This window comes from Rothia sp. CCM 9416, from assembly GCF_048513535.1.
GTDB lineage: Bacteria > Actinomycetota > Actinomycetes > Actinomycetales > Micrococcaceae > Rothia.
Genome location: NZ_JBLXXR010000002.1, coordinates 175,166 through 201,740, shown reverse-complemented (window position 1 = coordinate 201,740; position 26,575 = coordinate 175,166). Strand labels below are relative to the sequence as shown.

The following is a 26,575-nucleotide window of genomic DNA, read 5'->3' as shown; positions in this document are numbered from 1 at the left end:
TAGCGCAGAAGTACACGAATCGAGCGCGAAGCCTTAGCCCTGGTTCTGAGGCGGCAGCGCCGCGATGAAGGGTACATCCTTGTCGATTTTGCCCAGGCGGGCAGCTCCACCGGGTGAGCCGAGATCGTCGAAGAAGTCGGCATTGGCAGCGGTGTAGTCTTCCCATTCTTCGGGAACGTCGTCTTCATAGTAGATGGCTTCTACGGGGCAGACGGGTTCGCAGGCGCCGCAGTCTACGCATTCGTCGGGGTGGATGTAGAGGGAGCGTTCGCCTTCGTAGATGCAGTCAACGGGGCATTCTTCGACGCAGGCGCGGTCTTTTACGTCGACGCAGGGCTGGGCAATAATGTAGGTCATTGTTACCTTTCAGGTGGGGGCGTTCCGTTGCGCGGTTGGGTGTTTTTAGCTGTGCTCTAGTGTATCGGTTTCACTGAGTGGGGGCAGATTTTTGTGACCGATGATATAGCTTAGGGTTTGTTTATTTATTCTTCTGGCGGTAGCGGCTTGCGCTGATGATGCTAAGAGCTGTGACCGCTAGGATCCCGAAGGCCCAGAGGGTACCAACGATTCCGGGTGGGTTGATGGGGTTAATGTAGACCAACAGAGAGTTGCCTTTGGCGAAGGCGAAGGTGCCGGTGAGGAGGAAGGCTACTGCCCCTACGAGTGTGGCGGCCCAGTTTTTTTCGGTGTGGATTGCGGCCCAGGTGGCGGCGAAGTAGACGGTGAGCAGTGCCAGGGCTAGGCCCCAGGGGAGCCAGAGACCTTTGGAGATGTACCAGATCTGGGTGTGGTACATGGTTCCGGCAAAGCCTGAGATAAGGCCGAGTGCGCTTGCGGTGATAATTGAGTTGATGGGGCCGGGGGCTTCTGTGATTTCCTCGGTGGCGCTGGCTGTGGGGGGTGGGGTGATGTTTTGGCCTTGTAGTTTGCGGTAGGTTTCTACTGCGTTGATAGGTTGGGGCACTTTGTTGGAGTATTCGAAGGTGGTCGGGCCGGTGATGGTGATTTGGGTGGCGTGGGCGCGCATGGCTTCGCGTTTGCCTTCAATTTTGCCACGGATGACGGCTTGTTGGCGGGTGTCGGTTTCTTGTGGTTGGCCTTCGATACCCCAGACGGCAATGGGTTCGGCGGTGGTGCCTGCGATCAGATCGAGGGCCGCCATAACAACTTCGTGGGTGCGCTTGTGGTCGGGGTGTCCGTAGCCGCCATCTGCATCGTAGGTGACGATGACGTCGGGGCGTATTGCGCGTATGGTTGCGGCGACAGCTTCGGCCTGCGGTTTGAGGGGTAGGTGGGTGAGGCAGTCGTCTGCAGCGAGTGGGTTGGCTGCGGCGCGGCCGTCGCTACCCCATGCCATGCCGGAGTCACGGTAGTGAGTTCTCTCCCCCGGTAGTGCGCTGGGGCCTTGCCCCAAGAAGAGGTGGTCACGAACGCCGAGTTCGGTGAGGGCGGCTTTGAGTTCTCTTGTGCGGAGCTGGCCTAGTTGGCGCCCACGGTCGGTATTTGCGGGGTGTTCTGCTTCGAGGTGTTTGAGTGCGGGATCAATGACTTCGCCCATTTCGCCCCGGGTCATGGTGAGCAGGTCTACGGTGGCTCCTGCTGCGGTGAGCGCGGCGATGGTGGCTCCTGTTGCTGAGGATTCATCGTCGGGGTGGGCGTGTACGAAGAGCAGGGTGGTGTTTTGGGGGGCGCGCCCGTCGGGAATGAGCGTGAAGACGGCGTTTTCTGTGATGAGTTCACCGGCTACGGGGTAATAGGGCTGAGCGTCATTGTTCATGGTGCGATTTTTCTCGTGGGGGTGCCATTGATGATGTACCCCCTTATTCTATCTGGCTTCACTGGGGTGTGGCTGGGGTTTACCTGCCGGGCAGCAGTGCGGGGTTGCGGTGCTGCTGCTAGGGTTTGCCTGCTCAGAGCAATAGGGGCTTGTTTGGCCCGCTACGAGCCGTGGGCCGTACTCGCAAGGAGTACGGCCCACGGTCAATACCGGCTACTAAGGTTTAGGCGCGGTTACGGCGGCGTGCTTCGCGCACGCGCTCGTTGGCATCAAGAATAACCTTGCGGATGCGGATGGCTTCGGGGGTAACCTCAACGCATTCGTCCTCGCGGGCCCATTCAAGTGACTCTTCGAGGGTCAGCTTCTTGGGGGGAGTCATGTTTTCAAAGTTATCTGCCGATGCTGAGCGCATGTTGGTCAGTTTCTTTTCGCGGGTGATGTTGACTTCCATATCGTCGGCGCGTGAGTTCTCGCCAATGATCATGCCCTCGTAGACCTCAGAGGTGGGTTCAACGAAGATGGTGCCGCGTTCCTGGAGGGCAATGATGGCGTAGGGGGTAACGACACCGGCACGGTCGGAAATCATGGAACCGTTGGAGCGGTAGTCGATGTCCCCGGTCCAGGGCTCGTAGCCGGTGGAGTAGGAGCTGGAGATACCTGCACCGCGGGTTTCGGTCAGGAACTTGGTGCGGAATCCAATGAGGCCGCGGGCAGGTACGGAGAATTCCATGCGAACCCAGCCGGTGCCGTTGTTAGCCATCTGTTCCATGCGACCTTTACGCCCAGCCATAAGCTGAGTGATAGCGCCCAGGTACTCTTCGGGAACGTCAATGATCATGTGTTCCATTGGCTCGTGGATCTTGCCGTCGATGGTCTTGGTAACGACCTGGGGCTTACCCACGGTCAGTTCGAAGCCTTCGCGGCGCATCTGCTCAACCAGGATAGCCAGTGCCAGTTCGCCACGCCCCTGTACTTCCCAGGCGTCGGGGCGCTCGGTGGGCAGAACCTTGAGGGAAACGTTGCCGATCAGTTCCTTATCAAGGCGGTCCTTGACCTGGCGGGCGGTGACCTTAGCACCCTTGACCTTACCAGCCAGGGGTGAGGTGTTGATACCGATGGTTACCGAGATCGCGGGGTCATCGACCTTGATCAGGGGCAGGGGCTTGGGGTTCTCGGGGTCGGTGAGGGTTTCACCGATGGTGATGTCCTCAATACCCGCAACAGCCACGATTTCACCGGGGCCAGCCTGGTCGGTGGGTACGCGGTCGAGTGCCTTGGTTGCAAGGAGTTCGGAGATACGGACGTTCTTGGTCTGGCCGTCCTGGCGTACCCAGGCTACGGTCTGGCCTTTCTTGAGGGTGCCGTTGAAGATACGGAGCAGAGCAAGGCGACCCAGGAAGGGCGATGAGTCCAGGTTAGTGACGTGCGCCTGCAGAACCTCATCGGGGTTGTAGGTGGGGGCAGGGACGTGCTCAAGGATGGTTGCGAACAGCGGCTCAAGGTCGTCGTTATCGGGCAGAGCGCCATCTGCGGGCTGGTTGAGTGATGCTGCACCGGCCTTACCGGAGGCGTAAACGATGGGAACAGTCAGCAGGGCGTCGATGTCAAGGTCGGGGACCTCGTCGGCAAGGTCGCCTGCCAGACCCAGGAGCAGGTCCATAGATTCGCTGACCACTTCGTCGATGCGGGCGTCGGGGCGGTCAACCTTGTTAACTACGAGGATTACCGGCAGCTTAGCGGCAAGTGCCTTGCGCAGAACGAAGCGGGTCTGGGGCAGGGGCCCTTCAGAAGCGTCAACCAGCAGGACAACGCCGTCTACCATGGACAGACCGCGCTCAACCTCACCACCGAAGTCGGCGTGGCCGGGGGTGTCGATAACGTTGATGGTGACTTCTTCACCGTTTGCGGAGGGGCCGGCATAGAAGACGGTGGTGTTCTTGGCCAGGATGGTGATGCCCTTTTCCTTTTCGAGGTCCCCGGAGTCCATGACTCGGTCTTCGACATCGGTGTGGGCGCTAAAGGCGTTGGTCTGTTTGAGCATCGCGTCAACGATGGTGGTCTTTCCGTGGTCAACGTGGGCCACGATTGCCACGTTGCGAAGGTCGCTCCGTGATGCGGTCTTCTGAGTTTCAGACATGCGGTAAGTATCTCGCTTAATGGTTGGGATTACATAAAACGCCGGAAGCGCCCCGGACCCCAAACAGGGACTAGGGGCACAGGGCTTTACCTTTTAGTATAGCGACCCCTTGCCAGGGTCCGGCTATCTTCTGGGACACACCGGTTCAGCGCGCCCCGGCGCTGGAGAGCTAGAGCAGATGGGGCAACCGCAATTTTAAATGAGAAACCCCACCACTGCTGAACAGCGGTGGGGTTTTATACTAGCCTCAAGCGGCTAGATATTTGACCTGACTAATCCTGTTTCCAGGGTGTCTTGGTGTTCTTGCCTACAGCAGGCATGGAACCGGTAATCGTTTGAATCTGCTCGATTGCAGCTGTATTAGCTTCAATCTGAAGGGAGACCTCGTCAACTGCCTTTTCGACTGCTTCTTCTACCCTAGCCTCCACAGCCTTATCGAGAACATCATCCAGGTGCTGATCTACAGCGGCTGAGAGTTTGTCCTCTACACCTTCAGCTACAAGCTCATTGACACGATCGCCGATGCTTTCGTGGATTGAGTCTTCAATCTCCTCACGAGCGTTGCGCCTCTGAGCACGGACAAAGAGGCGGTGCTCAACGCTCAAAGCCTTGTAGAGCGAAAGGCACATCATAAGGATGACCAGGGAGAAGGGAAGGGCGGTCAGAATTGCAACGGTCTGAATGGCCGAGAGCGAATCGGTCCCACCAATAATTACCAGGGAAATTGCGGTGACAGCCGCAACCAGCACCCAGAAAACCCTAATCCAGGTCTTGGGTTCCGGTGAACCATTGGTTGAGAGCATGCCCAGAACCAGCGCACCGGAGTCAGCTGAGGTAACGAAGAATACGGTGATGAGAAGTACCGCCCCAGCGGTGAGCACTGCTCCCCCGGGTAGGTTGTGGAACATCTGGAAGAGGGCGTTTTGCGCCGAGACGCTGCCGTCCTCCCCAACCAGGTTGCCAGCCCCAAAGAGCTGCTGATGAAGTGCGGTACCACCCAGAACTGAGAACCAGAAGAAGGAGGTCAGGGCAGGTACCAGCAGAACACCGACCACAAATTCACGAACCGAACGTCCCTTGGATACGCGGGCAATGAACATGCCAACGAAGGGCGACCAGGAGATCCACCAACCCCAGTAGAAGGTAGTCCAGGCTGCCTGGAACTGTTCGCCATCAACACCGTAGAGAGCTAGGGTCTCAAAGGTCATTGCCACAATGTTTTGCAGGTAGTCACCGATGGAGCCTACGAAGTTCCTAAAGAGGAAGAGGCTGGGGCCAACCACCAGAACAAAGAGACAGACGATAGCAGCCAGAATGAGGTTGCCGTTGGAGAGCCACTTCATGCCCTTTTCAAGGCCTGTGACCACGGAGAAGAGGGTGATAGCCATGAGGGCTACAATGATGCCAATGAGCCAGCCGTTACCCTCGGCAGGGATATCCATGTATCCCAGGCCTGCGGCGATCTGCATAACACCCAGGCCTAGGGAGGTTGCAACACCAAAGAGGGTGCCTACCAGGGCGATAACATCGATGACATCGCCGGTTAGGCCTTTGACCCTATCGCCCAGAAGCGGTTTGAGGGAATAGCGGATTGAAAGCGGCAACTTGAGACGGTGGGTAGCGTAGGCGATAGCTAGACCGACAATGACGTAGATGGCCCAGGGGTGAAGGCCCCAGTGCAGGAAGGACTGGCTCATAGCCGCTTGGGCTACCCGCTCCTGGGTGCCCCCGCCAACGCCGGGGCGAGGATCCACAAAGTGCATGAGGGGCTCAGTTGCCCCGTAGAAGACCAGGCCGATGCCCATACCGGCGGCGAAGAGGAAGGCAAACCAGGTCATGAATGAGTAGGTGGGCTCGTCGTCGTCATCGCCTAGCTTAACGTCGCCCATGCGGGAAAATCCCAGATAGAGGGCGAAAATAACGAAGAAAGCAACAATCGCTACATAGTACCAACCAAAGTAGTTAATAACGTCTGCCTGTAGCGCATCGAAAATTCCCTTAGCTTTGCTGGGAAAGAGAAGGGTTGCTCCAATAAAGAGCACCATAATAAGGGCTGCTGGAATAAAAACCTTGGGGGCTAGGGATCCTTCACGCATATTAGCCCGGGTTGCTTTGTCGATATCGCCCTTGCGCAGGTCGGGGCCTGACCCCGGTGGCGCCGTACTTTCGGTAACTGACATAGTAATTTCTTTCTGTATCTCGTTTCGACCTCTTGAGTAATGCATCGAGTTCCTTCATCCCGCGGCGTACCTTATTAGGCCTGTCACAAGTCATATTTTTAGAGCGCGCCGGAGGCAGGAACCTGACCAATAGTAACATCACTTATTATCAGCAGGCTAGCTTTCCTCCTGTACTAATACACCGCCTAGCCAGAAGGCTAAGGCCCCCTATTTTCCGCCCTTCAAGGGGCAACAGCGCAGCTTCTGAGGGAAACACCTGCCAGAAAAAATCGAAAAAATACCATAAAAAGCCACACCACAGGGCCACCCAAAAACTACAAATCCCACATAAAATGAAGACAAGGTATCATTCCCAACAGGAAGGCAAAACTTTTATGTCTCGCCCCATCATTGATCCCACGTCCACCTCCGCCTGGAGTAAACTTGCTGCTCACAAGGACTCAACCCAGGCTGATTTGCGAACCTGGTTCCAGGTAGACCCCGCCCGTGCAGAGAAGCTCAGCTACACCGCGGGCGATCTTTATGTTGATCTTTCAAAGAACCTGATCACCGAGGAAACCCTGACCCTCCTAACCGAGCTTGCTCAGCAGGTTGGTCTTGAAGAACGCCGCGATGCCATGTTCGCCGGTGAGCACATCAACGTCACCGAAGACCGCGCAGTTCTTCACACCGCCCTGCGCCGCCCCAGGGGCGCTAACCCCTCACTGGTTGTTGACGGGCAGGACATTGACACCGATGTCCACGAGGTTCTCGCCAAGGTCTACGACTTTGCTGACCGCGTGCGCTCCGGCGAATGGGTAGGTATTACCGGTAAGGCTATTGAGACCGTTGTTAACATCGGTATCGGCGGCTCAGACCTAGGCCCCGTCATGGTCTACGAGGCGCTGAAGCCCTACGCTCAGCCTGGTCTTGAAGCCCGCTTTATCTCCAATATCGACCCCACCGATGCCGCGGAGACTGTTAAAGACCTCGACCCGGAGACCACCCTCTTCATCGTTGCCTCTAAGACTTTTGGCACCCTTGAGACTCTCACCAACGCACGTGTCTGCCGCCAATGGTTGTTGAACTCGCTGCGCCAGGCAGGTGCTTTAGAAGGTAAGGAAGAGAAGGAGGCTGTTGCCGCTCACTTCGTCGCTGTTTCAACCGCCCTGGATAAGGTCGCAGCCTTCGGCATTGACCCCGAAAATGCTTTCGGTTTCTGGAACTGGGTCGGTGGCCGCTACTCCGTGGACTCAGCTATCGGTACGGCCCTTGCTATTGTTCTGGGTCCGGATACTTTCGAGCAGTTCCTGGCAGGCTTCCACGCTATGGACGAGCACTTCCGTACCGCTCCCCTAGCCAAGAACGTTCCTGCCCTCATGGGTCTACTAAACATCTGGAACGTTAACTTCTTGGGTGCTGAGACCCACGCGGTTCTGCCCTACGACCAGTACTTGCACCGTTTCCCGGCCTACCTGCAGCAGCTCACCATGGAATCCAACGGCAAGTCTGTGCGTGCTGATGGGTCCCCCGTTACCACCGCTACCGGTGAGGTTTTCTGGGGCGAGCCTGGCACCAACGGCCAGCACGCCTTCTACCAGCTGATTCATCAGGGAACCCGCCTGATCCCGGCTGACTTCATTGCTTTTGCTAACCCGGTTCACCCCACCCGCGACGGTGAGCAGGACGTCCATGAGCTCTTCCTGGCAAACTTCTTTGCTCAGACCAAGGCTCTGGCTTTTGGCAAGACCGCCGATGAGGTCCGGGCTGAGGGCACCGCAGAAGAAATTGTCTCTGCACGTGTGTTCTCGGGGAACCGCCCCACCACCTCCATTATGGCCTCACAGCTGACCCCCTCCGTCTTGGGCCAGCTGATTGCACTCTATGAACACATCACCTTTGTTCAGGGTATTGTCTGGGGCATCGACTCCTTCGACCAATGGGGTGTGGAGCTGGGCAAGCAACTTGCCCTTGAACTAGCTCCGGCGGTAGGCGGTAACCGCGCGGTTCTGGCCCAGCAGGACTCCTCAACCCGCTCGCTCATTGACTTCTACCTGAACAAGCGAGCTCAGGCCTAAGCTAAGGGGGAGGCAAGGAAGCAAAGCAGGCGGTAAGGGGCACACATTCCTCTTCTTAGCTGAAGAAGGAAGTAGCCCTTACCGGCTGGCTTCTCGAGGATCAGAAAAACTACCGGTGACAGCCCGGCATTCTGCACTGGTGCCGGTAGTTTCCTCTACTACCCAAGCGCTTAGGTCAAGACCGGTTTTTCGGCAGGAGAAGACCAGAGCTAAAAATGTTCTCAGCGATTTCACGGGAGTATCAATGAATACACAGCCTGCCCCGGTGGCCCAGCCTGGCACCAGCATGTCCGATGCCATCAGCCGCTGGAAAAAACACCTCTTCGTCTTTAGGGGAAGCGCCAGCCGCTCTGAGTTCTGGAAGGTTATCCTCTGGTGGCTACTTGCCTGGGCCCTGGTGAGTTTTTCTACCCTGATCTTCTGGGTTTATACCATCACCCAGGCCAGCTACCCAGCGAACTACCGCCCCGATAGTATCTGGCAGGTGCATGAATTTCGTGTTTGGCTTGGACTGGTGGCTATCTTTGCTAGTTTCTGGATCCTTTTCACGGTGCTCAACGCCGGGCTTGGCTCTCGCCGCCTGCGTGATGTAGGTATGCCCGGTTGGCTCTTCTGGGCTTGTTTCATTCCTCCCGGGCTAGCTGTCGTCCTTATTTTCTGTGCCCTACCTCCCCATCAATCTTCAGCTAGCTCTTCTCCTGCGGCATGAGCCAGACAGCCCCCACTCTTTAGGCCCCAGGCTGAGTAAGCGTCTCTAGGGTGAGCACAATGCACCCTTCCAGGATCTGTGCCATCAGGTCCAGGGCCAGGGTCGGGGCAGTCTTGCCCTCTAGCCCTCCGGCTTCGGCGCAGGGGGAGCTTAATTGGCCCTTGGCCTTGAGCAGGTCTGAATCGCTCAGCGGGATGTGGATAAAACCGGCGGGTATGAACCCGCCGGTTTGGTGCATTAACTCGTAGAAGACATGGTTGCAAACAAAGGTTCCAGCGGAATAGGACAGCTCCAGCGGCAGGCCATCGGCAGTCAGCCGCTCGAAAATAGCCCGTGTGGGCAGGGTAGAAAAATAGGCGGTGGGGCCATCCAGCTGAATTGGCGTGTCAGTGCGCTGGTCCCCGGCGTTATCGGGTATCCGAGCAGAGTCCATGTTAATAGCTACCCTCTCTAGACTGACCTTATCCCGCCCCACGGCAACCCCCAGGGCAATAGCTATCTGGGGTTGGACCTCATCGAGAATTTCAGCCAGCGCCCGCGAGGAGGCCGCAAACTCAACGGGTAGCTCTCGCACCTGGACACTCAGCCCCGGCGCACTGCCTGCCAGGAGTTGGGCTACACGCTGGGCAACCTGCCCGGTGGGGTTCGAAGGGGTACCGCTAAAGGGGCCAAAGTAGGTGAGCAGAAGTGTGGGCATGGGTGCTTTCCACTTTCCTTAGGTATTCTTAGGGGTATGTCTGAGAACCAGCCTACCCGCCATAGACCTGTAGAAGCGCCCTCACTCGATACCCCAGAGGCTCTTGCTGTGGGTGGCTTTCATGATGATGAGGGCTACGAGGACGAATACCGCGCTCCCGCGAGCGCTGAGCAGGTAGGGCCTTTGCGTGCTGTTCGTCTTCTCTACAGACACTACTTGAACAGTCGGGGCGAGGCATCGGCCAGTGAGTTCTGGTGGGCTCTTAGCTACCTGCTGATGGGGACAGTCTTAATTGTGGGGCTCGCATCTTGGCTCAACACTCTGATTGAGTCGGACCAGGCCTCGTCCATTGCTCGAACACTCTTTATGTTTTTGGTGGTACTTATCCCGCTCTGGGTAGCGGCCAATATCGGGCCTGCTATTACGCTGACGGCGCGCAGGCGCAAGGCTGTACAAAATGAGCGAGAGAAGCTCTAAGGCAGCAAGTCTAACCAGATGCCCGCCCGGTTCTTACCGTGGCGGGCATCTGTGTTCGGGGTGGTCGGGGCTGGTGTGATTTCCCCTAACCTAGAATCTCGGGCATCTGGAACTCTTGACCACCCAAATGTTGGTTGAGCCAGGCCACAAAGACGCGGTACCAGAGGCGCGAGTTGCCGGGTTTAAGGATCCAGTGCCCTTCGTCGGGGAAGTAGAGGAACTTGTGCTCCAGCTCAGGCGAGTAGTGTTGCAGATCAGCCCAGAGGTGGTGGGCCTGGCCGATGGGCACCCGGTAGTCCTTATCGCCGTGGATGACCAGCATGGGGGCGGCGATATGGGCGGCCCGGTGGTAGGGGGAAATGGTATCTCCTTCGCCGCCTTGGCTCAGTTTCCACTCATTCCAGGCACCGTTATCGGTCAGAAAGTACATGGCCTTATAGTCCCAGATTGAGGCGTGGGTGATGTAGCACTTAAAACGTTTTTCAGCCCGACCTGCTACCCAGTTCGTCATAAATCCGCCGTAGGACCCGCCGGAGAAGGCTAGGTTGTCGCCCTGGATATCGGGGCGGGCGCTGACCTCTTCTACAACCTGCATAATATCCCTGTAGGGGGTCCCTCCCAGGTCGTCCCCACCCCGATCTAGCATGTCTTGGCCGTAGCCGGTGGAGATAGCGGGGTCGGGCATAAGCACAGCGTAGCCTGCTTGGGTAAAGACCCAGGGGTTCCAGCGGTAGCTCCAGGAGTTCCAGGACCCCCAGGGCCCACCGTGGGCGAAGACCAGCAGGGGCAGGGGCTCAGTGCCGCAGTTCTCTGGTAAGGCCAGGAAGCTGGTGAGTTCGGTACCGTCTGCGGCGGTTGAGGTCAGCCGTTCTAGCTTACCGGGCGCCTTCAGCTCTTCAACCGGGCTGGCTATGCGGGTTACGCGACCATTGGTGGTATCAATACGCACGGGGTAGGCCGAATGCTGGTGGCTGTCTTTGAGGGCGACCAGGGCACCATCGTTGTAGGCAAGCGACGAGAAATGCGACCGCCCATCGTCTACCAGGGTTTCGGTCGTCCCCTTCAGGCTCCCCCTATAAATAGCGCTTGCACCCAGGTTATCGCTGCTAAAGACGTAGTTTTCTTCATCCAGCCAGACCAGGTCATCTGCCCAGCGGTCTATGTCGCGGGAAAGCTCGGTCATTGCGCCGGTTGCCAGATTGTAGTGATTGGCATTGAGCTTAATGGACTGACCGGGCAACCAGCGGCGAACCTGGGTCACGGCAAGGCCGGTGCCTTCAGGAGTGAAGCTACCAGCTATATAGTCATGAGTAGCTGTTGCGGCAGCAATTTCCCGTGGGGCTGTCTGCCCGTCCAGGTCTATCAGCCAAACACTATAGCGCTGGTAGATACCGCCTTCTTTTGTTTCTACAGTAAGGGCTGCTTGGGAACCGCCGGGGCAGACAGTAAAACCTGAGAGCAGGGCCCCCTCCCCCAGCTCATGGATGAGGCGGGGCTCTTCCTGTCCGTCTTGCAGGTAGAGGCTGAGCTTGCCGGTGCCCAAATCGTGGTCCCAGAAGCGGGTGGGGAACTCACTGTAGAGTACCCCGCTGGTTGCGCTCTTTTCTCGTTCATCAAGTGTCTTGGCTTGTTCTTCGAGTGAGCCACGGTGGGCCTTGGCCGTGAAGATGTAGCGAGGGCCCTTCTCCCGCTGGCGGACTTCCAGTTCATTAATGCCGCCGGGAAAACTGAGGACCAGTTCGGGTTCACCCCGTTCTGGCAGGCGGTAGACCCCTTTGAGGCTCTTGGACTCGGCTTGGTCTAGGTCCTTGTCCAGGGTCAGGTAAGGTCTGCCTTCTTCATCGAGTGCGAGCAGGGCCGCCCCGGAGTCCGGCGCGGTCAGCGGGTAGGGCTTTTCCTCCTGGTGAGCGGGTAGAGCCCAGAGCCGGGGCCGGTACTTAGCTCCCTCTTTATTCAGTGTCTGCACGGTGAGGACGGGTTCACCCGATCGCGAGGCGGCAAGGCCCACCATACGGGGGGCTTCAATCAGCTGGGATAGGTAGGTTTCGTGGGCGGGCAGAGGGGTGGTCTCTGCGGCCGGAGAGTCTTGTTGCTGCATACTCTCCAATCTACCTAAGGATGACTTTTCCAGGAGATACCTGGCACGTTTTATGACCCAGCCGTGTAAAATTCTATGAGCTGGGGCACAGGGTTGTATTCTTAGGAATGACACTGCCCACAAGCAACAAGGGAGACGCCCTACATGGCAAAGATTATTTACACCCACACCGATGAGGCTCCGCTACTAGCGACCTACTCCTTCCTGCCTATTCTGGAAGCCTACGCATCAACCGCCGGTGTTGAGGTGGAAACCCGAGACATCTCGCTGGCTGGCCGTATTCTGGCTCAGTTCAGCGATATTCTCCCAGCCGACCAGCAGGTGCCCGATGCCCTCACCGAGCTGGGCCAGCTGGCTAAGACCCCCGAAGCCAACATCATCAAGCTTCCTAACATTTCTGCCTCTCAGCCCCAGCTACTGGCCGCTATTGCCGAGCTACAGGGCAAGGGCTACGCGATTCCCGACTACCCCGAAGAGCTCGTCACCGAAGCCGACCAGGACGTTCGTGCCCGCTACGACCGGGTCAAGGGCTCAGCGGTTAACCCCGTTCTGCGTGAAGGTAACTCAGACCGCCGCGCTCCCCTGTCGGTCAAGAACTACGCCCGCAAGAACCCCCATTCCATGGGTGCCTGGAGCGCTGACTCCAAGACCAATGTGGCAACTATGGGCCAGAACGATTTCTTTAGCAACGAGAAGTCTGTGGTCATGAAGGCCGATGATAACCTCAAGATTCAGCATGTAGCGGCTGATGGCACCGTCACCGTGCTCAAGGAGTCCACCCCTGTACTGGCCGGTGAGATTATTGACGCCACCTACATGGACGTTGCCGCCCTGGACCGCTTCTTAGCTGAGCAGATTGCCCGCGCTAAGGCTGAGGGTGTGCTCTTCTCTGTGCATTTGAAGGCCACCATGATGAAGGTTTCTGACCCCATTCTCTTTGGCCGCGTGGTCCGTGCTTACTTCTCTGAGCTCTTTGACAAGTACGGTGAGCAGCTTGATGCCGCTGGCCTGAACGGTAACAACGGCCTGGCCGCTATCCTTAGCGGTATTGAGACCCTGCCCGCCGAGATTCAGGACGATGTTCGCGCCCTGGTTGAGAAGGGCCTGGCTGAGGGCCCCGAACTGGCCTACGTGAACTCCGATAAGGGCATCACTAACCTGCATGTGCCCTCCGACGTTATTGTGGATGCTTCCATGCCCGCCATGATCCGCACCTCCGGGCAGATGTGGGGTAAGGCTGGCCAGCAGGCTGATACCTTGGCCGTTCTGCCGGACTCTTCCTACGCTGGTGTCTACCAGACCGTGATTGATGACTGCCGCGCCAAGGGTGCCTTTGACCCCACCACCATGGGTACTGTGCCGAACGTTGGTCTGATGGCTCAGAAGGCTGAGGAGTACGGCTCCCACGATAAGACCTTCCAGCTTGCCGCTGACGGCGCTGTTCAGGTTCTTAACTCCGCTGGTGAGGTGCTGATGGAGCACCAGGTTTCTGCCGGTGACATCTGGCGAGCCTGCCAGACCAAGGACGTGCCGGTGCAGGATTGGGTCAAGCTGGCTGTCACCCGTGCCCGCGATTCTAAGACCCCCGCTGTTTTCTGGCTGGATAAGAACCGCGCCCACGACGCCAACCTGATTGCCAAGGTTCAGAAGTACCTGCCCGAGCACGACACCGAGGGCCTGGATATCCGTATTCTGGCGCCGGCGGAAGCCACCCAGTTCTCCATTGACCGGATCCGCCAGGGCCAGGACACTATCTCTGTGACCGGTAACGTTTTGCGTGACTACCTGACTGACCTCTTCCCCATTCTGGAGCTGGGCACCAGCGCCAAGATGCTCTCCATTGTTCCGCTCATTAATGGTGGTGGCCTCTTTGAGACCGGCGCGGGCGGTTCAGCACCTAAGCACGTTCAGCAGCTGGTGGAAGAGAACCACCTGCGCTGGGATTCGCTGGGTGAGTTCTTGGCTCTGGCGGCTTCGTTTGAGCACCTGGCCAAGACCAGCGGTAACGCTTCGGCTCAGGTGCTGGCTGACACCTTGGATAAGGCGACCGGTACTTTCTTGAATGAGAACAAGTCGCCGTCGCGTAAGGTGGGCGAGATTGATAACCGTGGCTCGCACTTCTACCTGGCTAAGTTCTGGGCTCAGGAGCTTGCGGCTCAGACCGAGGATGAGGCCCTGGCGGCTCAGTTCGCGCCGGTAGCGGAGGCTCTGGCGGCTAACGAGGAGCAGATTGTGGCTGAGCTGCTGGCGGTGCAGGGCTCCCCCGCCGACCTGGGCGGCTACTACAAGCCTGAGGACGCCAAAGCCTCAGCAGTCATGCGCCCCAGCGCAACGCTGAACGAAGCGGTGGATATGTTGAAGAGCTAGGCCAAATGTATTGTCGAAGCCCCGCAGGTCAGTTAACTCCTGCGGGGCTGGTAGATGAGGCTACGCCTTTGAACGCTCTACACTTAGAGCTCCAAAATAGACTCCCCTACATCACCAAACTCTGTAAATATATAAAATCAACGTATTATGATAAATCTATGAAAAATATTAAATATAATAAGAATAATGCTTACTATAAGGGATTATGGAAGGTTGAAAGCCTTCTAGATTCAAGGAGTAGCATCTCTCAAAGACCAGAGGTACAAAAAAGTTTTGAAATATCTGCAGAAGCAGCTGCTCACCCCATTCCGCGGACAGGTGTCAAGGCAAGCGGAAAACATTCAGCTAGCTACACTGAAATTTCAAAGTACTTCACCGACGCGAGAGAGGCCGAACTCAAAAGTTATCTTGACGAAATAGCTCCATCAATCATCACAGAGTCTAAAGACATCCGGGAAGCGCAAAACATAGAGACAGATAGATGGTACGGATACAAAGGAACTGTCTATTATTCACTCTCTGTCCACGAGAGATTTGAATATCGAGAGGCCGAGTGTAAACCTAAAATTATTTGCTGGATTATTGAAATAGATAATGAAAAAAAGGTTCTAGACGGAACAAAAAATTCTGTTGACTGGATAATACTTGGAGGTAGTGCAAGCAAACAGACATTTGACTACTCACAGAGAGATTTCAACGACAAGAGGAGTGGATCACAAAGTGAGCCATTTTTTGAACAAGTCTTTGCTGACGTCCATAATGGGGATATACCAGAAAAAAGAAGTAGAGATTCGCGTTGGCTTACTCCTTATTGGAAGACAATTGCAGCACAGGGTTTTGTAACCCATGACCCCAGAAAAAACACCTCAGAAATTATTTTTAAACTAACCCAAAAATGGAAACTCGATATAGACGATATCGAACAAAGAATCGAATCACATTTTTCATCTAACTCCATCATAGAAAACGTATACTATGGCTCCCCCCTATTTGCACAGACTAGCACAGAAGTACCAAATAAAGCGAAAAGAAAAAAATTTAGCCTTAGATCAATTGCAGAATCTATCAAATCCTACTTCGGCCTTCGATTTTAATGATTATATCTACGATTTAATGGCAACTGGATACGGATATTCACGTGGAATCGAAATAACTCAAGAAATTCAGAACGGAATCTTCTCCCCTTCTGATATTATTGAAAATCATTTCCCCGGAGACTTTCTTGGAAAAATAGTTTGCCAACAGTACGATTTTCTAAAAAGCTATAAGAAATCTGCAGAGACTGCTAAACTATATTTCGATAGTCTAAATTTTGTTCTTAGCAAAAATGGGTTACAGACAGTTGAACCAACTGTTTTCATAAAGAATATTAAATTTGCAACAAATCACACATTTTCATGCGAGCAGAATAAAATACTAGCGGATAAACTCTCATCAATACTTCTATAATTCGATTATCCAACTATTTATTCCGCACTGATAAGGAGTATTGGCTGATAGAGAGCTGTGCTAGAATACTAACCTATTGAATAAGCCTCGCAGTACCTAGTTAGTTTCTAACTTGGCTTTCCCTACTACTCGGTGAAGAGTCACTATAGGAACAATAATCAAGTGGTTGCTCCGCCAGGTGAACCAAATAGAAGGACTTTCCCTCGCGCACACCCAGTAAATTACTTGAAGGACTCCAAAGCAGGGGCAAGGCAGAATCCCCCTGAACTGACTCATCAGTTTTTCTGAGGAAAACGCTCAGGCGCTCAGTATCGTGATTCCAAAAAAACCTGTTTTGCCCACCGATAGATAAGCGCACCCTAGTCCCCCGCAGCTCCGTCATAGACACCCTCCGCCAGGTCATATTCGAAGCGTCAAGTCCCAGTGAGGGCGTAACCCCGTGGCCAGGTGCGTGGATAGTACAGCGCGAAATAGGGATAGACGGCGATTCTTGCTCTTGTGCCTGAACCGGGTCAGAAAAGTCCTCTGGCTTGTTCCTACACAGTGCAGAACGGATAGCTGATGTCCACGAAAAAATACGACCCACTGTGGGCCTCCTTAAAACAAACGCCACTTTCGCTACGCCTTGTGGGTAGCGACCGATTTTCCTTTGAGAGCACCGTCTGCGTCAGGCGGTTGCCAGCCAACAAGTCAAAGGGCTTACCGTTGGGCTTCTGAATCGTGACACCAACTTAACAAAATAAATGGAAGTTCACAAGCTTTATACACTTCACTAACTGACAAAGACCGCTCAGGAAGCGCTAAGGCCCCACACCCAAGAGGGTGCGGGGCCTTAGCGCGAGCTGTCAGCTCATAAGCCTCTAAGAAACTAGGAGGCCTTGGACAGGGATCCAGCCATCTGCTCGGCTAGCTTGGCCGCGCTGTCAGCATTGCTACTTGAAACAGTAAGAACGCTGAAGCCGGTACCGGTACCAGAAGGCACAACCACAAACACGCCGTGTACGGACACACCGGTAACGTCAAGAGTGTAGCTCAGCTGAGTGCCCTCACCCAGAGGGGTGGAGATCTTCTTGTACTCGCCCGGAGTAGCGTTGATACCCTTAGCCAGTGATTCCATCTCGGCCTGATCAGGCAGGGAAGTAACCAAGACGGGCTCAGCGTTGACGTTCACATTCTCAGCGAAACCATCTTCGTTAGGGGTCACAGAGGTAGCCATCAGATCAAGCTGAGCCATCTGAGACTTAAGCTCCTCGGGGGTGAAGTTAGTTCCCTGGGCGGCCTGATCCAGGTACTCCTGAATAGCATCAGTGTTGGCAATGGCCTCACTGTCCATCTCCATCCAGCCCTCAGGAACAGCAAAGCTGATCTTATTGTTAGGTGCTGTTACCTTCTTGAAGCCGTCAGGAATAACTGCCTCTACCTTAGCCTCATCAGCGGCAGCTGAGCTGGTCTCCTCCGCTGCCTGGGACTGCTCAGCTGAGGCGCTAGCTGAGCTAGAAGTCTCCGCTGCTACGCTCTCTTTTTTATCGGATGAGCCACAACCAGCCAGAAGGGCTAGGGACATCAGCGCGACGGTGGGTACAGCCAGCAGGCGGGTTTTGGGTGATACAGCCATAGATTTTTCTCTTTCTCAAAAAAGGACTGGGCACTACGATTATAGGCTGGTTTGGGCACACCTCGGCGCTTCGGCATGACATAAACCACTAAAAAGGGGATAAAAAAGCCCTAGCCAAGATTCTGGACACTACGGATAGCCATGGGATCCTGCCAGCTATTGGTAAAGCTTGCCACCGGATTCCTGCAAATAGCAGGAAGGGCAGAGAGACTCATAGCCCACATGAACCCCGTCAATAGCCACCTGGTCACCGGCAAACACAAAACGACCGTCTACAGTGCGCCCATTAAAGAGAGCCTTGCGGCCGCAGCGGCAAATAGTTTTAAGTTCTTCAAGGCTGTGCGCGATTTCCAGCAGACGGGCTGAACCGGGAAAGGCCCGCGTCTGGAAGTCCGTGCGAATGCCGTAGCACATGACGGGAACATTCTCCTCCACCGCGATCCGCATCAGGTCATCAACCTGGGCAGTGGTCAGGAACTGGGCTTCGTCCACTAGCAGGCAGGAGACAGGCAGGTGCCCGTGAAGCTGTTCCTGCCGGGCGTGAGGTTCAGCCGCCGCATGGAAGAGCTCACGCACAGAGTCCTGATCACCCACGAGGAAATCCGCGGCGCGAGTAACCCCCAGGCGGGAAACAATGGCAGTGTCCCCCTTAGTGTCGAGCTGTGGCTTAGCAAGCAGAACCCTTTGACCGCGCTCCTCATAGTTATGGGCCGCCTGTAAGAGCGCAGTGGACTTACCAGAGTTCATCGCCCCAAAACGGAAATACAGCTTAGCCACGGTGGCCCTCCCAGCTCCTATATGTACAAACCACCTTATTCTAGCCTTTCAAGGCCGCATCTGATGAGTCAGCGCATCCAATAGATAAACACCCCGCTACCGCCCTCTCCAACCTGACGGAGGGGGCAGTAGCGGGGTCTGCAAACAGCCAGCGGCGTGGGCGCCTATTGGGCTTGGCCCACCTCAATACCAGAAACATCCACCTGTTCCAGAGGGATCCTCTTAGAACCGGTAACCAGCTTATGAACCAGCCAGACACCAATGATAATAGGCAGGCCGATGTAGGCGGAGACCACTTGGAGCCACAGACCTTCAAAGATTGCGTTGTAGTTCTGACCAGCAATCACCATAAGGCACATAAGCAAAGCTACGATGGGGCCCAGGGGGAAGAGAGGGGCCTTATAGGGCAGGTCATTGACGTCGTTACCCTGAGCAACATAAGCCCGGCGGAAACGGTAGTGACAAATAGCCACACCCACCCAGGTGATAAAGCCTGACAAACCTGAAATATTAATAAGCCAGGTGTAGGCAGAGCCCTCACCAATAACCGCTGAGGCGAAGCCAAACAGGCCAATAGCGGCAGTCATCAGCAGCGCAGGCATAGGGATGCCTCGGGCGTTGACCCGGGTGAAGATACGGGGTGCGCGGCCTTCAAGGGCAAGAGCGTAGAGCATACGGGATGAGACGTAGAGACCTGAGTTACCGGCTGACAGGATAGCAGTCAGAATAACCGCGTTCATGACCGAAGCGGCAAAAGCAATACCCAGGTTCTCAAAAACCATAGTGAAGGGTGAATAGGCGATATCGGTTTCACCGGTGCGCAACAAGTTGGGGTTGGTGTAGGGAATGAGGGTACCGATTACGGCAATCGCTCCAATGTAGAAGAGCATAATCCGCCAGAATACGCTCTTAAGCGCCCGGGGCACATCGCGGCGAGGGTTCTGGGATTCGCCTGCGGCAACACCGATCATCTCGGTGCCCTGGAAGGAGAAACCCGCAACCATGAAGATCGCCATAATCGAGACGAAGCCGCCCTTGAAAGGGGCCTCGCCGTTCGTCCAGTTAGCAAAGCCGTTGTTGTGGTTGCCCAGAATGCCAAAAATCATTGCAATGCCGGCAATAAGGAAGACGATAACGGTAATGACCTTAATGGTGGCCAGCCAGAACTCAGATTCACCGTAGGAGCGGGCCGAAAGCACATTGATACCCAGGATGAGAGCGAGGAAGACACCTGCCCATACCCAGCCGGGGACACCCGGCAACCAGTAGGACATGATGACGCCCGCAGCGACCAGCTCCGCGGCTACGGTAATTGCCCAGTTAAACCAGTAGTTCCAGCCCATAGCAAAGCCAAAGGAGCTTGAAACATAGCGGGAGGCAAAAGTTTGGAAGGAGCCCGCTACCGGCAGGTGCGCTGCCATTTCGCCCAGGGACTGCATCAGGAGCAGCACCATAAAGCCAATCAGGATATAAGCCACTAGGGCACCACCCGGACCGGCTTCTGCAATAGTGGAACCTGATGCCACAAACAGACCGGTACCGATAGCACCGCCGATTGCGATCATAGAGAGGTGCCGGCTAGCTAGCCCTCTTTTAAGCTCTTCTTTAACCTGCCCGGTAGGTGCAGGGTGTGCTTCAGGAGACATAGTGTGCTGCTACTTTCGCTGGTAATGAGTCCCCAACAGTTTTGCTTAGGGGGTTTAAGACAAACTTTAGACTACCAACCGCGCAGGCCACATACCACCGGGTATCACGTGATATAGCTTTACCCGGCAAATGTCCTAGGCATTTTCGTTGATGAAGGTGATTTTTGAGCCGTGCTCGACCGTGCGAGATACGGTGCAGTCCTTCTCAGCAGATAGCCGGATGAGTCGGTCCACCATTGACTGAGCTTTTTCCCCAGCTTCCGTTGCGGCGAAGCGGACCTTAAAGCTAACTTCAATATCGTCCATACGGACGGCACCGTTTTCATCAACCTGGCGGATGCCGGAAGAGGTGACACTAAATTCCTCTGCTTCTGCGCGGCGGCCGGTGACAACGTCCACGTCGATAGCTGAGCAACCGGCAATAGCGGCTAACAGAAGCTCAACAGGGGTCAGTAGCCCCTCCCCCTGACCGAATTCAAGGCTGTCGCCCTTGGCGTTGGTTGCGCGGTAGTGGCGGGAGGCAGTCCGCTCTACCGTGACGGCCCGGTAGTTGGGGTCTTGGGTGCGTTGGTTAGCGGTATTCTCACTCATGGTTTCTCCTGGGTAATTGTCCTAAGCGTGGTTGCAGTTTCAACTGGGCAGAGGCAGAGTTTATTCCCTGCGGCCCAAGGGTAGGTTAAGGGGCTTTGAGAAGCTTCATTGTGATACGGGAGTCCACCCTGATAACAGAGTCGTGCCGGGCGGCGACCTCTGAAAACCAGCGTTCGTAGGCAGCTGAGTCTTTGACTCTAACCTTAATGTAGTAATCAGGTAGCCCGTACATACGGCGGAACTCAACCACGTTCTCGCTGGCCATAATGGTGTTCTCAAAATCCTCAATGCTCGCAACATCGTTGCGAGATAGGTCAGCAAAAACCAGGACTTCAAACCCCTCGTCCATGGCCTCATAGTTGATGCGAGCGCTGTAGCCTTCGATAATTCCTTGTTCTTCGAGCCTGCGTACCCTGCGGAGGCAGGGGGCCGCAGTGAGGCCTACGCGCGCCGCAAGTTCCTGGTTAGTCAGCCGACCATTGCGGGTGAGCTCATTGATTATTGCCCTATCTAAAGAATCCATATACATATATTGCCAGCACATAGCACTCTCAGCAATTATTCGCAAACACCTTGCTCTCGTTTTTCTTTAAACTGGCCGTATGCACATCACGAAAGAAACCTCAACCACACCCGATATTGTCGGTGAGCATGTCGCTACCCTACCCGGTGAAAGCGGCTTTAAAGAAGGCATGCGAGTAGCGGGTATTTTGTGCATAGGGTTTATGGTCATGGGTATGGGCTTAGGCGTACTGGTCGCTTCGGTTGGCTTACCCTGGTGGGTTGCGCCTGCACTCTCAGCGATCGTCTTCGCCGGCTCGGTGGAATTTCTGTTGGTTGGGCTCATTGCCTCGGTAGCGCCCCTCTCACTGATCGCCTCAACTACCCTACTCATGAATGCCCGCCACCTGGTCTACGGTATCTCTTACCCGCTACAGAATGTTCAGGGGAACCTAGCTAAAGCGGTCGCCGTGTATCTGCTCTGCGATGAAGCCTACGCAGTCAATACCGCACCGGGCTCCCAGGGCTTTCGCGGGAGTCGCATTTTAACCGTATCTGTGGGTCTCTGGGTGAGCTGGTGGGGCGGGTCAACTCTAGGCGCTCTTGTAGGCGCCACTTTCCTATCGCATCTCAAAGGCGTGGACTTTGTGATGACCGGTATGTTTATTCTGCTCTCTATCAACGCCTATAAAGCAGTCAGGGATAAAACAACGGCGGCGCTGGCAGCCCTCTCCTCGATAACTGCCATAGTGTTCTTCCCCCATTCCATCTTGCTTCTCTCTCTCCTGGGCCTTGTCGCCTTGCTGACGATCCGCCATTATGCCCAGCCTAAAACAGCCCTACAGGAGCTGCCCCGTGCCTAGCACCAGTTACATCCTCTCCGCTATTTTTCTCTCCGCAGGCATCACCTTTGCCCTGCGGCTGCTTCCTTTTGGCATCAAAAATGCGCTCAAAGACTCAGCCCTCGTCACTGATTTGGCCCGCTGGGTACCCTTAGGGGCTATTATCTGCCTGGGTTTTTATGTGATTGCAGACATTGACTATTCTTCCTGGCAAACAGCTACCCCCTACTTGGCCGGAACCCTTGTGACCGCCGCCCTACATCTTTGGCGCGGAAACCTCGCCCTTAGCCTCCTGGCGGGAACAGCAACCTGCGTTATTCTGGCTAACTGGGTTTTCTAAGCTAGGTAATAGCCATCATAGATAAGGCCCCCGTTCCTGCCAGCACTGGCAGGAACGGGGGCCACATGATAAAAGCGGTCAAGGCTTAAAGAGCAGCAAGTGCGGCTTGATAATCGGGTTCGCTGCTAATTTCATCGACCAGCTGGGTATAGATGACCTGGCCTTCGGTGTCCAGAATAAGCACGGATCGGGCCAAGAGACCGGCCAGCGGGCCATCAGCGAGGGTTAGGCCAAAGTCTTTGCCAAATGATGAACGGAAGGCAGAAGCAGTCACGACGTTTTCGATGCCTTCTGCACCACAGAAGCGACCCAGGGCAAAAGGAAGATCCTGGGAAACACACAGAACCACGGTGTTCTCCAAAGCAGCTGCCTGCTGGTTGAAGGTGCGCACCGAGCTGGCGCAAACGCCGGTATCGATGGAGGGGAAGATATTGAGGATTACCTTTTTACCGGCAAAATCGGCGGATGAAATCTCACTCAAATCGGTCTTGACCAGGGTAAAGCTGGGAGCCTGTGAGTCAAGGGTGGGCAGTTCGCCGACGGTCTGAACGGCGCTGCCTTCTAAATGTGTAGTAGCCATAGAATCCATTGTGTCCTGCTTAACCAGGCTATGCAAGAGGTTGCGCTGTGGGCGTGCAGTTATGCTCTAGCCCACTTGGAGCTTTAGGGCAGTCGTCCTTGGGGCGTGTCGACACTTTCGTGACATCTTGTAGCCAAAAAGGTGTCGGGTTTAGAAGATGTTCTAAAGTGGATTCTGTGCCAAAACTAATAGACCATGAGGAACGAAAACAGGAGATCGCTCACGCAGTCTGGCAGGTGCTGACGCGTGAGGGAGTACGAGGTGTCTCGGTACGGACCGTTGCCGCCCAAGCCGGGATCTCTACCGGCTCTTTGCGCCATGTCTTCCCCTCTTTTGAGGAGATGATGCTTTTTTCCCTGGACTTTGCAGGAAAAAAGTTTATCCGTTCCCTCACCAACCGGCAGTTTGAAGGCCAGCTACTTGACAATTTGGAAGAACTTTACACCTACCTTTCGCCGGTTTCAGAAGACGGACAACGATTCACGACAGTCATAGCAGGCATGCTGGCAGACATGCGAATTTTCCCTGATATTGCAAAAATACTCCAAGAACATGAGGCGGACTTTATATATGCCTATGGGTTCTTGTTGAGCCAGCTTCGAGCTCATGGCTTCCTCAAGCCGGGGCTAGATATTGACCTGGAGGTGGAGAAGCTCGTTGCCTTGCTCTGGGGCATTAACGCGCTTTACGCTCTCACAGATGGTGAGATCAGCACGCAGGAACTTACCGAACCTATTATTGTGCAGTTCGAGACACTCCTGAACATCTTTATCTCCCCTGTCTGCCAGGATGCCTCTGCTGACCCTCAGGAGTTTGTCCGTGCCTAAACTCATCGACCACGAAGCCCGGAACCGGGTAATTGCCCAGGCTCTATGGAAACTGCTCAATGAGCGCGGTGTTAGTGCCGTTACCGTCAGGAATGTTGCAGCCGAGGCCGGGATCTCCATGGGATCGCTGCGTCACTCTTTTAATAACAGGGTGGAGCTTCTCACCTTCGCCTTTGACCTTATTGGGCAGGAAACAGAAGCCAGTATGAAAGCTGTTTCTGTCGAAGGCCAGGATGTTCTCAACACGGTTAAAATTCTGGAGCATTTTCTCCCCATCACCCCGCGTTCGCAGGCAATCTCCCGTATTACTCTCAGCATGGTTTCCGAACTACGCCCAGTCCCCGGTATCAAGGATATTTCGATCAAAAGCCTTGAACGGATTCGCTCATATTTTTATAACATGCTGGTCTACCTTGATAGTACTGGTCAGATTAAAACTGGCACTCATCTGAAGGTTCAGGCTAATAAGCTGACTACCCTTAGCTATGGGCTCTCAACTAAGGCTGTGATTGGTGGGCGGGGGTCAGAGCCCGTCAACATCAGCAGGATTTTCCGTTCCTGCATGAACGAGATACTGGTTACCCCGGTTGCCTATGCCACCCAAGAGGACATCGATGAATTTATTCGGCTTTCTGAAGGCGTTGGCGCCTTCCGCTCATAGTCTTGGCCGGTACACCGGTTAGAGCAATTTTTGAGCTGTTCCCACATATCTATGGTGGCCCTATCCCTCTTGAGGCTCTTACGGTTTGCAGAGAACACCAGTGGAAGAGGCAGTAAAAAGCCCGCCTACCGTATAGAGCTCTAAACGGTCGACGGGCTGGAGTTGCTTAGGTGCCTAGGCAGTAGCTAGCGGGCCTTCGTCCTCGGGGGCGGTGACTGGATCTGAGATAACATCTGCAGGTGCTTGCTCGACTGCTTCATCGACGGCTTTCTCTGCCTTGGTTTCGATGCGGGTCTCTTTGATTTCTTCTACTTTTTCTTTGGTTTTTTCTACAGCCGTTGAAGCTACTTCTTTGGTTTTCTCGGCAACCAGAGGAGCTTTATGGCGAATAGTTTCCCCTGCGGCCTTCACATTCTCTTGAACAGTAGGATCATGCAGAGCTTTGTTAGCCTGACTCTTGATCTTTTCATAGCTCTCGCGACCGGCGCGGGCGCCCAAAACATAACCCACACCGAGTCCAGTGAGCAGGGCTAAACGAATTCGCATCCTTGATTACCTTCTCTTTCATATTTGTAGTCCGGTACTAACACAGTAGAACTTTGAATGGGCATCTGACAAGAAGCAAAACGCTGCAGAGATCCAGAACTTAACTTAACAGGCTTGAGAAAGTTGAGTGACAAGAGAGAAGAACTGTCTGTAAAGCGGTTAGCAGAGCTAAAAAGTACTGTAGCCCTCTCGACTCATCACAACTCCCCTGCCGGTCTTAGTGTTCCAGCAGGTCATGGCCTCTTGTGCCGACTCACAGGCCAGGTGCTGGGAGTAAACACTGGTCCCATAAGGCACCACCTGGGCAGAACCACCAGAAGGGTTAGACTGGTTCATCATGAAGAAGAGGGCATCACCCCGTGCCCCTAGCTCCACCTGCTGGACCGAATCATCCAGCGAGAAAATCCACCGGGTAAGCAGTGCTGAGGGTTCTGTGTACTTCCTTTCCTCCGCGTAGGAGACCACCCCGCAGACGGCTGTGGTAGTGCCTCTAACATCGCACCCGATATTGCCTGAGGGGCTCACGATAATACCAACATTCCAGTTCTCGCTGACCGGGTAGAAGGAGGTGACAGGAACCGCGCCCTGCGGGATGTAGCCTTTTCTTTCAGTCAGCGGTGGGGCGGTAGTTTGATGGGCGGCCCCCGGCTGCTGGTTGGTGGGGTTTGCTGTCGCAGGGGTGGATGAGCTTGCAGGAGCTGTTGGGCTAGCGGAGGTACTAGCGGTAGCTGGTGAGACAGTGACGGTGGGTGAGCTAGACGGTCTAGGGCTTTCGGTTGAGCTTGGTGAGGGGCTCACGGGAGAGCTGGCTGATGGGTTACTGTCAGTTCCCGGCTCAGGGCCACCGCAAGCGCTTAGCACTAGTAGGCCACTACACAGTAGGAGAGAAAATTTTGTGGCGGACATTTATCCTCCTGCAGGTCCCTTGAGTGTTGTCTCTTTTTCTTTTCCTGTTTAAGCCAGTATAGGGCTCGCAGATCGTTTGGCCCGTCTACTGGCCTGGACCTCAGCAAGGGATTAGGGCTCTAGTTTTTTACCTCTGGGCAGGATCCCTCCGGCCCAGAGAGCGGCAAGGACGAGCAGGGGCTGGAAGAGCAGACGGACAAAGCGCTTGGCGTCAGTATCTAGCCCGAAGGCATCAATCCCTTGAAGGTACTGGTTGATGTTGCCGGGGAAGATGAGGACGTAGAAGAGAGCTAGCGCTAGGGCTACTGCCCTACGGGAGCTTTGCGGGGCAAAGAGTAAGCCCAGACCGAAGCCTAGCTCCACCAGCCCGGAGGCCACCACAACCAAGTCTGGATCAAGTGGTAGCCAGACGGGCACCTGGGCCAGGAAGGACTGGCGGGCGTAGCTCAGGTGAGCGGTACCAGCCAAAAGCATGAAAGAGCCCATAAGCAGGCGTAACAGATGCTGAGAAAAAGAAAGCATAGACACCATTATCGTTCACGGCTCACATTAAAGCCTCATCAGAAGAAAGGTAGGCTGTAAAGTCAGCTTGCGCAACCTTTCAAGCCTTTCCCACAAGCTTCCAGCTAAGTACCTTGAACGCGCTGGTCACCCGAGACGTACTCGATCGCGAGACTGCGGCCAAGTGCTTCAAGCTAGCTTCTTACAGTGCTCACCTTGGCGGTTATTACGCGTCTAATGTGCCCCTCCCTCGCGTTTTCCGTCCCTCCTCATAATACGGTGGGCCTTGCCTGC

General features: G+C 55.1%; 24 protein-coding genes and 1 riboswitch. Of the genes, 9 read left to right on the top strand and 15 right to left on the bottom strand.

What is annotated here, in order from left to right; genetic code table 11:
• Positions 1-33 precede the first annotated feature (33 nt).
• The 4 genes from fdxA to ACN080_RS01990 form a co-directional block, all read right to left on the bottom strand.
• Positions 34-357 carry a ferredoxin gene (fdxA, locus tag ACN080_RS02005; RefSeq protein ID WP_419099411.1) on the bottom strand — a complete coding sequence of 108 codons (324 nt, stop codon included), beginning with the start codon at positions 355-357 and terminating at the stop codon, positions 34-36.
• 121 nt (positions 358-478) lie between these two features.
• Positions 479-1,777 carry a PIG-L family deacetylase gene (locus tag ACN080_RS02000; RefSeq protein WP_419112915.1) on the bottom strand — a complete coding sequence of 433 codons (1,299 nt, stop codon included), beginning with the start codon at positions 1,775-1,777 and terminating at the stop codon, positions 479-481.
• Between the two features lie 223 nt (positions 1,778-2,000).
• A complete protein-coding gene (gene typA, locus ACN080_RS01995; RefSeq protein WP_419099409.1) occupies positions 2,001-3,914 on the bottom strand; it encodes a translational GTPase TypA in 1,914 nt (637 codons plus the stop codon).
• A gap of 272 nt (positions 3,915-4,186) precedes the next feature.
• Entirely contained in the window at positions 4,187-6,094 is a 1,908-nt protein-coding gene (locus ACN080_RS01990) for a BCCT family transporter (RefSeq protein WP_419099408.1), read from the bottom strand.
• 374 nt (positions 6,095-6,468) lie between these two features.
• On the opposite strand from ACN080_RS01990, the gene pgi reads away from it, so the two are divergent.
• A complete protein-coding gene (pgi, locus tag ACN080_RS01985; RefSeq protein ID WP_419112914.1) occupies positions 6,469-8,151 on the top strand; it encodes a glucose-6-phosphate isomerase in 1,683 nt (560 codons plus the stop codon).
• A gap of 244 nt (positions 8,152-8,395) precedes the next feature.
• Complete coding sequence (locus ACN080_RS01980) at positions 8,396-8,860, top strand: DUF805 domain-containing protein (protein ID WP_419104879.1); 465 nt, start codon at positions 8,396-8,398, stop codon at positions 8,858-8,860.
• Between the two features lie 19 nt (positions 8,861-8,879).
• On the opposite strand, the gene ACN080_RS01975 is transcribed toward ACN080_RS01980, so the two are convergent.
• Positions 8,880-9,557, bottom strand: a complete 678-nt coding sequence (locus ACN080_RS01975; RefSeq protein WP_419112913.1) for a pyroglutamyl-peptidase I — start codon at positions 9,555-9,557, stop codon at positions 8,880-8,882.
• Positions 9,558-9,593: 36 nt separating this feature from the next.
• On the opposite strand from ACN080_RS01975, the gene ACN080_RS01970 reads away from it, so the two are divergent.
• Positions 9,594-10,034 (top strand): hypothetical protein, encoded by a 441-nt coding sequence (locus ACN080_RS01970; RefSeq protein ID WP_419112912.1) that lies wholly within the window; start codon positions 9,594-9,596, stop codon positions 10,032-10,034.
• Positions 10,035-10,119: 85 nt separating this feature from the next.
• On the opposite strand, the gene ACN080_RS01965 is transcribed toward ACN080_RS01970, so the two are convergent.
• A complete protein-coding gene (locus ACN080_RS01965; protein WP_419112911.1) occupies positions 10,120-12,132 on the bottom strand; it encodes a prolyl oligopeptidase family serine peptidase in 2,013 nt (670 codons plus the stop codon).
• A gap of 144 nt (positions 12,133-12,276) precedes the next feature.
• Here ACN080_RS01965 and ACN080_RS01960 point away from each other — a divergent pair, with 144 nt between their 5' ends.
• Both ACN080_RS01960 and ACN080_RS01955 read left to right on the top strand, forming a co-directional pair.
• Positions 12,277-14,499 carry an NADP-dependent isocitrate dehydrogenase gene (locus tag ACN080_RS01960; protein ID WP_419112910.1) on the top strand — a complete coding sequence of 741 codons (2,223 nt, stop codon included), beginning with the start codon at positions 12,277-12,279 and terminating at the stop codon, positions 14,497-14,499.
• 158 nt (positions 14,500-14,657) lie between these two features.
• Positions 14,658-15,593 (top strand): hypothetical protein, encoded by a 936-nt coding sequence (locus ACN080_RS01955; protein WP_419112909.1) that lies wholly within the window; start codon positions 14,658-14,660, stop codon positions 15,591-15,593.
• Between the two features lie 959 nt (positions 15,594-16,552).
• Positions 16,553-16,668: riboswitch (SAM riboswitch) on the bottom strand.
• A gap of 148 nt (positions 16,669-16,816) precedes the next feature.
• Here ACN080_RS01955 and ACN080_RS01950 read toward each other — a convergent pair.
• The 5 genes from ACN080_RS01950 to ACN080_RS01930 all read right to left on the bottom strand — a co-directional run bounded on the left by ACN080_RS01950 (position 16,817) and on the right by ACN080_RS01930 (position 21,100).
• On the bottom strand, positions 16,817-17,563 hold the full coding sequence (locus ACN080_RS01950; protein WP_419112908.1) for a hypothetical protein: 747 nt from the start codon (positions 17,561-17,563) through the stop codon (positions 16,817-16,819).
• A gap of 156 nt (positions 17,564-17,719) precedes the next feature.
• Positions 17,720-18,340, bottom strand: a complete 621-nt coding sequence (locus ACN080_RS01945) for a thymidine kinase (RefSeq protein WP_419099398.1) — start codon at positions 18,338-18,340, stop codon at positions 17,720-17,722.
• Between the two features lie 164 nt (positions 18,341-18,504).
• Positions 18,505-19,986: an amino acid permease gene (locus tag ACN080_RS01940; RefSeq protein ID WP_419111519.1), complete on the bottom strand. Its 1,482-nt coding sequence runs from the start codon at positions 19,984-19,986 to the stop codon at positions 18,505-18,507.
• Between the two features lie 135 nt (positions 19,987-20,121).
• On the bottom strand, positions 20,122-20,577 hold the full coding sequence (locus ACN080_RS01935) for an OsmC family protein (RefSeq protein WP_419099396.1): 456 nt from the start codon (positions 20,575-20,577) through the stop codon (positions 20,122-20,124).
• Between the two features lie 85 nt (positions 20,578-20,662).
• Positions 20,663-21,100 (bottom strand): Lrp/AsnC family transcriptional regulator, encoded by a 438-nt coding sequence (locus tag ACN080_RS01930; protein ID WP_419104889.1) that lies wholly within the window; start codon positions 21,098-21,100, stop codon positions 20,663-20,665.
• Between the two features lie 79 nt (positions 21,101-21,179).
• Here ACN080_RS01930 and ACN080_RS01925 point away from each other — a divergent pair, with 79 nt between their 5' ends.
• Together ACN080_RS01925 and ACN080_RS01920 are read left to right on the top strand one after the other, a co-directional pair.
• The gene (locus tag ACN080_RS01925) at positions 21,180-21,941 is read left to right on the top strand and encodes an AzlC family ABC transporter permease (RefSeq protein WP_419111520.1); all 762 of its coding nucleotides are present in this window, start codon (positions 21,180-21,182) and stop codon (positions 21,939-21,941) included.
• Entirely contained in the window at positions 21,934-22,260 is a 327-nt protein-coding gene (locus ACN080_RS01920; RefSeq protein WP_419099393.1) for a branched-chain amino acid transporter permease, read from the top strand. The genes ACN080_RS01925 and ACN080_RS01920 overlap by 8 nt, the downstream gene beginning before the upstream one ends.
• An 85-nt stretch (positions 22,261-22,345) precedes the next feature.
• On the opposite strand, the gene tpx is transcribed toward ACN080_RS01920, so the two are convergent.
• On the bottom strand, positions 22,346-22,840 hold the full coding sequence (gene tpx, locus ACN080_RS01915; RefSeq protein WP_419099392.1) for a thiol peroxidase: 495 nt from the start codon (positions 22,838-22,840) through the stop codon (positions 22,346-22,348).
• A 176-nt stretch (positions 22,841-23,016) separates the two neighbouring features.
• On the opposite strand from tpx, the gene ACN080_RS01910 reads away from it, so the two are divergent.
• Together ACN080_RS01910 and ACN080_RS01905 are read left to right on the top strand one after the other, a co-directional pair.
• Entirely contained in the window at positions 23,017-23,667 is a 651-nt protein-coding gene (locus ACN080_RS01910; protein ID WP_419111522.1) for a TetR/AcrR family transcriptional regulator, read from the top strand.
• Positions 23,660-24,328, top strand: coding sequence for a TetR/AcrR family transcriptional regulator (locus tag ACN080_RS01905; protein WP_419111523.1), 669 nt, complete (start codon positions 23,660-23,662; stop codon positions 24,326-24,328). Before ACN080_RS01910 ends, ACN080_RS01905 begins: the two co-directional genes overlap by 8 nt.
• 174 nt (positions 24,329-24,502) lie before the next feature.
• Here ACN080_RS01905 and ACN080_RS01900 read toward each other — a convergent pair whose 3' ends face one another.
• From ACN080_RS01900 to ACN080_RS01890, 3 genes are all read right to left on the bottom strand, one after another.
• A complete protein-coding gene (locus tag ACN080_RS01900; RefSeq protein ID WP_419112907.1) occupies positions 24,503-24,874 on the bottom strand; it encodes a hypothetical protein in 372 nt (123 codons plus the stop codon).
• Between the two features lie 168 nt (positions 24,875-25,042).
• Entirely contained in the window at positions 25,043-25,780 is a 738-nt protein-coding gene (locus ACN080_RS01895) for a hypothetical protein (RefSeq protein WP_419112906.1), read from the bottom strand.
• 111 nt (positions 25,781-25,891) lie between these two features.
• Positions 25,892-26,302 (bottom strand): DoxX family membrane protein, encoded by a 411-nt coding sequence (locus ACN080_RS01890; protein ID WP_419112905.1) that lies wholly within the window; start codon positions 26,300-26,302, stop codon positions 25,892-25,894.
• Between the last annotated feature and the right edge of the window lie 273 nt (positions 26,303-26,575).